Raw genomic sequence first — 3,335 nt, 5'->3', positions numbered from 1 at the left:
CAACGCCCGCTGCTCATCAAAGGCGAGCCGGGTACCGGCAAGACAATGCTTGCCGAGGAGGTGGCGCAGGCGCTCGGCATACCGCTGCTGCAATGGCACATCAAGTCCACCACCAAGGCGCAGCAGGGGCTGTACGAGTACGACGCCGTAAGCCGCCTGCGCGACAGCCAACTCGACACGGGCGACAGCGCGGAGCGCGTCCATGACATCCGCAACTACATCGTGCGCGGCGTGCTCTGGCAGGCCTTCACCGCCGAGAGCCCGGTGGCGCTGCTGATCGACGAGATCGACAAGGCCGACATCGAGTTTCCGAACGACCTGCTGCGCGAGATTGACCGCATGGAGTTTTATTGCTACGAGACGCGTGAACTCGTCCGGGCCCGGCACCGCCCGCTGGTATTCATTACCTCGAACAACGAAAAAGATCTGCCCGACGCCTTTCTGCGCCGTTGCTTCTTTCACTTCATCAAGTTCCCCGAGGCCGAGACGATGCGCCAGATCGTGAACGTGCATTTCCCCACGCTCAGGAGCGAGCTGCTTGGCGCGGCGCTGCAGGCGTTCTACGGGATGCGCGACCTGCCGGGCCTGAAAAAGAAACCCTCGACCAGCGAACTGCTCGACTGGCTCAAACTGCTGGTGGCCGAAGACATTGCGCCCACGGCGCTGCAAAGCGCCGACCACAAGCCCACCGTGCCGCCGCTGGTGGGTGCGCTGCTCAAGAACGAGCAGGACGTGAGCCTGTTTGAAAGGCTGGTTTTCATGAACCAGCGCAACCGGTGACGGCAAGAAACCCCGGATCGATGGAGACACAAGATCATGGCCATGGCCTTTGTAGAACCCGTCACCCTGCGCGCGCGCGGCGTGCGCCTGGAACCCCTGGCGCTGGAGCATGAAGCGGGGCTGCGCGCGGCCGCCGCCGATGGCGCCTTGTGGCGGCTGCGCGTGACCTCGGTTCCCGAGCCGCAAGACACCCGCGCCTACATCGAGGCCGCGCTCGCAATGCGCGCGGACGGCAACCGCTTCGCCTTTGCCGTGCTCGACGACGCCACGGACGAAGTGCTGGGCTGTAGCAGCTACCACGACATCATCCCCGCAGTCAGACGCGTGGAGATTGGCTACACCTGGTACCGCAAAAGCGTGCAGCGCACCCACGTCAACACCACGGTCAAGCTGCTGCTCATGGGCCACGCCTTTGACACCCTGGGCTGCCACGTGGTGGGCTGGCGCACCGACAACTACAACTTTGCTTCGCAAAAAGCCATTGAGCGACTCGGCGCCAAGAAGGACGGCGTGCTGCGCGGCCACGCGCTGCGCCGCGACGGAACCATCCGCGACACGGTGATGTACAGCATGCGCTCGGGCGAGTGGCCCGAGGCCAGGACACAGCTGCTCTACCTGTTGGAGCAACACGTGTCCGATTGACATGTGGCACGCAGCGCAGGCGCCGGGGACCAAACCATGCTGATCGACTTCTTCTACACCCTGCGTTCGGCCCGGTTGCCGGTGTCCGTCAAGGAATTTCTCACCCTGCTCCAGGCGCTGCAAGCCGGCGTGGCGGGCCCCGGGTCGGATGACGCCTGGAGCCTGGACGATTTCTACAGCCTCTCGCGCCTGATCCTGGTCAAGGACGAAAAGCACTACGACCGGTTCGACCGCGCCTTCGGCGCCTACTTCAAGGGCGTGGAAATGCGCACCGACTTCGGCCGGGAGATTCCGGCCGACTGGCTGCGCAAAACCCTGGAAAACGCGCTCACACCCGAGCAGAAGGCGGCCATCGAAAAGATGGGCTGGGACGAACTCATGGAGACGCTGAGAAAGCGCCTCGAAGAGCAGCAGGAGCGCCACGCGGGTGGCAACAAGTGGATCGGCACGGGCGGAACCAGCCCCTTTGGCCACGGCGGCTACAACCCGCAGGGAATCCGCATCGGCGGCGCGAGCCGCAACCGGAGCGCCGTGAAGGTGTGGGAGAAGCGCGTCTACCGGGACTACGACGATCAGCAGGAACTCGGAACGCGCAACATCAAGGTGGCGCTGCGCCGCCTGCGCAGGTTCGCCCGCGAGGGGCAGGAACTGGAACTGGACCTGCCCGGCACCATCCGCAGCACGGCGGTGAACGCGGGCTACCTCGACATCAGGATGCTCCCCGAGCGCCACAACACCGTGAAACTGCTGCTGCTCATGGACGTGGGCGGCACCATGGACGAGCACATCCAGCGCGTGCAAGAGCTTTTCTCCGCCGCGAAGACCGAGTTCAAGCACCTGGAGTTCTATTACTTCCACAACTGCGTGTACGACCACATGTGGAAGAACAACCGCCGCCGCTTCGCGGAAAAATTCCCCACCCGGGACATCATCCGCAAGTACAACAAGGACTACAAGCTGATCTTCGTGGGCGACGCCACCATGAGCCCCTACGAGATCCTGCAGCCCGGCGGCAGCGTGGAATACCACAACGAAGAGCCGGGCGCCGAATGGCTGCAACGCCTCACGCACGCCTTCCCCCGGCATGCCTGGATCAACCCCGAGCCCCAGGGCGTGTGGCCGTACCGCCAGAGCGTGGGCATCATCCAGCAACTCGTCGGCAACCGCATGTACCCCTTGTCCCTCAAGGGGATCGAAGAGAGCATGCGGCTGCTGTCAAAATAGGCACCCGGGTCCTTGGCGGCCGGCGCCGCACGCACGGCAGGTCCCTTTATCCACCTGCAACATGCGAAACTGTCTGACCAAGGGCAATTGCTTTTTGGGGCATAGTCGCGTTTCGGTCGTGGGCGCTTCCCTGCGGGATCGCCCGGACCACTCCGTTTGATTGCCACCACCGCAAAACCTGTTTCCTCGTGAGCTTTCGCGTCCTGCGCCCCGGCGTCGCATTTCCCACGCCGCCCTCATGGCCGGCACTGCTGGCGCTGCTGCTTGGCAGCGCGCTGTGCCTGCCAGGCTGTAGCCTGCTGCCGTTCGGCGCCGACAAGGACCCGGCGCTGGAGGGCGCCGCGGCTCCCCCCGCGTTCAGCGTGCAGGTGCAGGCACCGGACGACGTGCGCGAGACGCTGGAGCGCCATCTGGAGTTGCAGCGCTTTCGCAACCTGCCCGACCTGCAGGCGAGCGAACTGCAGCGCCTGCTGGGCGCTGCGGACGCGAACGCCCGCGAATTGCTGGGAACGATGGGCTACTTTGCCCCCACCATCACGATCGAACTGATCGAAACCCCGGACGACCAGACCGCTCCGCGCAGCGTGCGGATCGGCGTGCAACCGGGCCCGCAAACCCGGATCGTGAACGCAAACATCGCCTTTGCCGATGGCAAGCCCGAAGAGGGCGGCAAAGCGGACAAGAAAGAA

At 64.6% G+C, this 3,335-nt stretch carries 4 protein-coding genes; all 4 read left to right on the top strand.

The window, feature by feature from the left end; all coding sequences use genetic code 11:
- Nucleotides 1-780 (top strand): AAA family ATPase (locus VTU_RS0103935; RefSeq protein WP_010100993.1); only part of this gene is annotated, 780 nt, incomplete at its 5' end.
- A 42-nt stretch (nt 781-822) separates the two neighbouring features.
- The gene (locus tag VTU_RS0103930) at nt 823-1,422 is read left to right on the top strand and encodes a GNAT family N-acetyltransferase (RefSeq protein WP_010100991.1); all 600 of its coding nucleotides are present in this window, start codon (nt 823-825) and stop codon (nt 1,420-1,422) included.
- A 36-nt stretch (nt 1,423-1,458) separates the two neighbouring features.
- The gene (locus VTU_RS0103925) at nt 1,459-2,646 is read left to right on the top strand and encodes a vWA domain-containing protein (RefSeq protein ID WP_010100990.1); all 1,188 of its coding nucleotides are present in this window, start codon (nt 1,459-1,461) and stop codon (nt 2,644-2,646) included.
- 188 nt (nt 2,647-2,834) lie between these two features.
- Nucleotides 2,835-3,335 (top strand): POTRA domain-containing protein (locus VTU_RS25580; RefSeq protein WP_010100988.1); only part of this gene is annotated, 501 nt, incomplete at its 3' end.

Origin of the sequence: Verminephrobacter aporrectodeae subsp. tuberculatae At4 (assembly GCF_000193225.1) — a bacterium.
GTDB lineage: Bacteria > Pseudomonadota > Gammaproteobacteria > Burkholderiales > Burkholderiaceae_C > Acidovorax > Acidovorax aporrectodeae.
The sequence above is the reverse complement of the archived record's forward strand: the minus strand, read 5'-3'. Positions and strand labels throughout refer to the sequence as shown.